The sequence below is a fragment of the Haliea sp. genome, from assembly GCF_040222615.1.
Taxonomy (GTDB): domain Bacteria; phylum Pseudomonadota; class Gammaproteobacteria; order Pseudomonadales; family Halieaceae; genus Haliea.
In genome coordinates this window covers 1-4,808 of record NZ_JAVKCQ010000124.1, presented here as the reverse complement: position 1 = coordinate 4,808, position 4,808 = coordinate 1, and the positions used below count along the sequence as shown (strand labels likewise).

Sequence of the window (4,808 nt, the reverse complement as noted above, 5' to 3'; positions counted from 1 at the left end):
CCATTCTGAACAACGTCAAGTCGGACCTCGAATCGGAACTGCTAGGCGCGCTGAAGGAAGCTGACGCGGAACTCGGTGAGAAGGTGGGTGAGCTGATGTTCGTGTTCGACAATCTGATGGAGCTCGACGACCGCGGCATGCAGCGCCTGATTCGCGAAATTGCCGTCGACAGCCTGGTGATAGCGCTGAAGGGCGTGGATGACCAGCTGCAAGAAAAGTTCTTCAAAAACATGTCCTCCCGTGCCGCGGATATGCTGCGCGAGGACCTGGAAGCCAAGGGCCCGGTCAAGCTTTCCGAGGTTGAGGCCGCGCAGAAGGAAATTCTGGCGATCGCCGGGCGCCTGGCGGACGAGGGCGAGATTTCCCTGGGTAAAGGGGGCGATGACTTTGTCTGATCCCGGCCGCCCGCGCAGCTGGCAGCCACCGCAACTGCGGGATGCGGCACCTGTCGCCGCCGCGCCGGATACCACCGCCATTGCGGAGCGCGCGCGCACTGAAGGCTATGCGGCAGGGCACGCCGAGGGACTGGCAGCGGGTCGCGCCCGGGCCGAAGCGACGGCCGCTGAACTGGCGGCGTTGCTGGGCAACATGGCGGCGCCGTTTCGGCAGCAGGAGGCGGACCTCCTGCGCGAACTGTCTGAGCTGGTGGTGCGTGTGGCGACTACCGTGGTGCGGCGTGAACTGGAAACCTCAGCCGGCGCCATTGAAGCGGTGCTGGCCGAAGCGCTGGACATCCTCGAAGCCGTGGAAGGGCCTGTAGATGTGCATCTGCACCCTGCCGATGCGGCACTGGTCCGAGAGTGGCTGGCGAACGAGCTGCCAAAGCTGACGGTGACCCTGCACACCGACTCCGCGCTACTGCGGGGAGGCTGTCGCGTGGCTACTGCCGAGAGCTACGTGGATGCTTCCACCGAGCGGCGTCTCGACGACGTCTTGCGCACGCTGCGCGAGAGCCGCGGTGCGGTAGGCGGGGCGACAGAGTCGTGAAGACGGCTGCGAGTCTGAATGCCGAGCGGACGGTGCGTCTGCAACGACAGATTTCCGGCCTGGGTGCCCGGGTAAGCGCCACGACACCCATTCGCGAGGGCCGTCTGGTGCGCATGGTCGGCACCCGGCTCGAGGTTGCCGGGTGCACCGGGGCGGTCGGCAGCCGCTGCAGTATCCAGGCAGAAGAGCTGCGCAGCGTAGAGGCCGAAGTGGTGGGGTTCTCCGAAGGCCGGCTAATTCTGATGCCGGAGGGCAGCCTGCACGGGGTGATGCTCGGTGCGCGTGTGCGCCCGCTGGGGTTCAGCCACCGGGTTGGCGTCGATGAACAGTTGCTGGGCCGTGTCATCAACGGCGCGGGCCACCTGCTCGACGGCGGTCCCACGGTCATGTTCCGCGACTACGCTCCCCTGCGCGGTGGCGCCATCAACCCGCTGGCACGCGGCTCGGTGCGGGAACCCCTCGACGTGGGGGTGCAGGCAATCAATGCGCTGGCTACCATCGGCCGGGGGCAGCGCCTGGGCCTGTTTGCCGGCAGCGGCGTTGGCAAGAGCACGCTGCTGGGCATGATGACCCGGCATACCGCAGCGGACGTCATTGTGGTGGGCCTGGTGGGCGAGCGCGGGCGTGAAGTGCGCGAGTTCGTGGATGAAATTCTTGGTCCCGAAGGCCTGCGTCGTGCGGTGGTTGTGGCGACTCCGGCGGATGATCCGCCGCTGATGCGCGTGCACGGTGCCTGGCGCGCAACCGCCATCGCCGAGCACTTCCGCCGCCAGGGCAAGAACGTATTGTTGCTCCTGGACTCCCTCACGCGCTTCGCTCAGGCGCAACGTGAAATTGGCCTCGCCGCCGGCGAACCGCCGGTCGCCAAGGGGTATCCGCCCTCGGTGTTCTCGCTGCTGCCGGCGCTGGTCGAGCGCGCGGGCAATACCGTGGAGGGCTCCATTACCGCGATCTATACCGTGCTGGTGGAGGGCGATGACCTGGCCGACCCGATCGCGGATTCAGCCCGCGCCATTCTCGACGGCCATATCGTGCTGTCGCGTCAGCTGGCGGACTCGGGCATGTTCCCCGCCTTCGACATCGAAGCTTCCATCAGCCGCTCCATGGTCAACGTGGTGGACCCGGCCCAGCTACAGTTGGCACGACAGCTCAAGGAGTTGTATTCTGTGTGGCGGGAGAATCGCGACCTGATAACCATCGGAGCTTATGAACGGGGCACCGATCCGGCCATCGACCGGGCACTGGGCGCGATAGGCCCCTTGCGTGCGCTGATCAGTCAACCCTGGAACGAGAAACGGGATATGCAGCACAGCCTTAACGCACTCCTTGAAACCGCCCGGGCTGCAGGCCTCGGAGGGCAGCCATGACCGCTCCGGACAAGCTCGACAAGGTGGTTACCGTTGCCCGCGCAGACCAGGCCGGCGCGGCGCGCAATCTGCAGGAACAGCAGGCGCATCACAGCCGCAATAGCGACCAGCTCAACCAGTTGCGACGCTTCGCTGAGGAATACGAGCAGCAACTGCGCGAAATGTCGGCATCGGGTATGGCGGCAGCGCAACTGCAGGACTATCGCCAGTTCCTCTCCAACCTGAATGACGCCATCCGCCTGCAGCTCAGTACGGTGGCAGAGAGCACCGAGAAGTTGCAGCAGCAGCGCCAGGACTGGATGCAGAAATCGCTCGCCACATCCACTCTGGAAGACTTCGTGGCACGCCGGCGCATTGTCGCCCAGGATCACGCCGAACGCCTGGAACAGCGCGCCGTCGACGAGCGCTTCAACGCCGGTTTTGTGCCGCCCGGGCAGGAGCCCTCCGGCACTGGCACGTAAATTGCTGAATCTCCTGTGATACGGGAGATCTTACATGATTACGGTTCTGCAAACCCTGCCTGTCGCCAGTTCGGACGCGGTCGCCGCGCCCGGCAATACGGCTCAGGACGGGGCTGAAAATGGATTTTCGCAGATGTTCGCGGCGGCGCGAGCCGCTTCCGACAAGCCCACAGGTGGTGGCAAGGGCGGCAACGCCGCGTCCTCCGGCGGCAGCGGTTTGCCGCCCGCGTCTGCAGGCGCAGCTGCCTCCACGTCTCTTGCCGGAACCGCGGAGGGCGCAGAGCCGGTAGTGCCTGCCTGGAGTTCGTTTGCGCTGGTATTGGAAACCCTTGCCACCGGTGCCACTGCGGATGGTAGCGTAGCCGAAGAGGCCAGCTTGCCAGCGGACGCGGCGGCTCCTGTGGCGCAGGTGGTAGACGATGATGCATCCGCGAGCGGCGTGCCTCTGTTGTCGGCCGGAGTATCACCGGGAGCTGTGGGCGGTAAGGCCTTGCCGGCGCAGTTGCCGTCGGTGGTTGACGATGGAGCGCCGGCCAATTCGGGCAGCGCAGTGGAAGCCGGTATTTCGCCGCCGCCGGGTTTGGCTGCGGGAGCTGTCGATGAGGTGCTGGCGGGCACCCGTGAGCTCCGCGCGCGAGCGGAGACAGTCGATGAGGTGCTGGCGGGCACCCGCGAGCTCCCCGCGGGAGCGGAGACAGTCGATGAGGTGCTGGCGGGCACCCGCGAGCTCCCCGCGCGAGCGGAGAAAGTGGCAGCGGCCACCGGTAGCGCGATACAGGAGGTCGGCATTCTCGCGGCCGCCGAGCGCGCGCGAGGTGACGACGCCGCGGCCCTGCAGGTCCTGCGTCAGCGCGCCGTGGAAGGTGGTCCTGACACGCTGCGCCTGGCGGTGGCTGCGGGAAATGCAGAGCCCGCCGCAGCCACCACCCCCGTCACCGCTGCCGCACAGGGCGCTGCGGCAAACGCCGATGTAGCGGCACCCACTGCGCCGCGCGCGCCCGCGCAGCTGGCGATGACCCATGCACCCCAGGATCCCGAATTTACCGGCGAACTGGCCAACCGCTTGCAGGTCTTCGCACGCAACGGTGGCCACGAGGCGACGCTGCAGCTGCACCCGGCGGACCTGGGCCGGCTGCAGGTGTCCATCACAACCGATGGCGACCAGGCGCGAGTCCTGTTCGTGGCGGATTCTGCCGCGGCCCGCGATGCGATTGAACAGTCCCTGCCGCGGCTGCGCGAAATGCTCGCCCAGAGCGGTCTGCAGCTGGCCCACAGCGATGTATCCGGACAGTCTCAGGGCAGTGGCGACAGCCAGCGCGATGCCTCCGGTTTGTCGCGCGTGGCCGCGGCTGATGACAGTGGCAGCGGGTCCGTGTCCGGCGCCGCGGAATCCGGCGACGCACTCGGCAGTGCCAGCGTACGCCTGGTCGACTACTACATTTAACTTCCCTCCTTTTTCAGTCTAGTATGCCTGCAGGCCGCCCCCGGGCGGCCACGCGGGCGCAGGGTGTCAAAATACTGGCACTCGCCGCACACTCTGCGCCTTAATGTTCTGAAATCATTAGTATTTTTTATTCTGGTACAGCTCTTGCTTTGGGGATGTTGCTGACCGATGGCGGCATTCGGCAGGGCTGCCGGTCAGTTGCGAGGAGCAAGCATGGCTGCAAAAGATGATCTTAATCTCGGCAAGGGTAGCGGCGCGGGAGATGCTGACAAGGCATCCGGTGGCGGCAAGGGAAAATTAATCGCGATCATCGCAGTGATTGTGCTGCTGATCGGTGGCGGTGCCGCGGCGTTCCTGCTGCTCGGCAACAATGACGAGGCAGCCGCCGACGTGGCGGGCGCGGAGCCCGCGGCGCCCAAGGTCGAGGAACGGGAAGCGGCCTACATACCGCTGGAGAAGTTCCTGGTCAATTTCGACCATAAGGGCGGCATGCGCTATATCCAGACCGACATTCAATTGATGGCCTACGAGCCGAAAGCTCTGGAAAAC

At 65.8% G+C, this 4,808-nt stretch carries 6 protein-coding genes; all 6 read left to right on the top strand.

What is annotated here, in order from left to right; genetic code table 11:
• Nucleotides 1-395: FliG C-terminal domain-containing protein (locus RJQ10_RS10165; protein ID WP_350146202.1), on the top strand; the 395-nt coding region annotated here is incomplete at its 5' end.
• The gene (locus RJQ10_RS10160) at nucleotides 382-987 is read left to right on the top strand and encodes a FliH/SctL family protein (RefSeq protein WP_350146200.1); all 606 of its coding nucleotides are present in this window, start codon (nucleotides 382-384) and stop codon (nucleotides 985-987) included. The genes RJQ10_RS10165 and RJQ10_RS10160, both read left to right, overlap by 14 nt.
• Nucleotides 984-2,354: a FliI/YscN family ATPase gene (locus RJQ10_RS10155; protein ID WP_502880232.1), complete on the top strand. Its 1,371-nt coding sequence runs from the start codon at nucleotides 984-986 to the stop codon at nucleotides 2,352-2,354. Before RJQ10_RS10160 ends, RJQ10_RS10155 begins: the two co-directional genes overlap by 4 nt.
• Nucleotides 2,351-2,815: a flagellar export protein FliJ gene (fliJ, locus tag RJQ10_RS10150; RefSeq protein WP_350146198.1), complete on the top strand. Its 465-nt coding sequence runs from the start codon at nucleotides 2,351-2,353 to the stop codon at nucleotides 2,813-2,815. Before RJQ10_RS10155 ends, fliJ begins: the two co-directional genes overlap by 4 nt.
• A gap of 34 nt (nucleotides 2,816-2,849) precedes the next feature.
• On the top strand, nucleotides 2,850-4,259 hold the full coding sequence (locus tag RJQ10_RS10145; RefSeq protein WP_350146196.1) for a flagellar hook-length control protein FliK: 1,410 nt from the start codon (nucleotides 2,850-2,852) through the stop codon (nucleotides 4,257-4,259).
• Nucleotides 4,260-4,472: 213 nt separating this feature from the next.
• The coding region (locus tag RJQ10_RS10140; protein ID WP_502880231.1) for a flagellar basal body-associated FliL family protein at nucleotides 4,473-4,808 on the top strand (336 nt) is incomplete at its 3' end.

Excerpts from the sequence above, each read along its gene's own strand:
- RJQ10_RS10160 (WP_350146200.1), top strand. The coding sequence starts at position 382 with ATGACTTTGTCTGATCCCGGCCGCCCGCGCAGCTGGCAGCCACCGCAA.
- fliJ (WP_350146198.1), top strand. The coding sequence starts at position 2,351 with ATGACCGCTCCGGACAAGCTCGACAAGGTGGTTACCGTTGCCCGCGCA.
- RJQ10_RS10145 (WP_350146196.1), top strand. The coding sequence starts at position 2,850 with ATGATTACGGTTCTGCAAACCCTGCCTGTCGCCAGTTCGGACGCGGTC.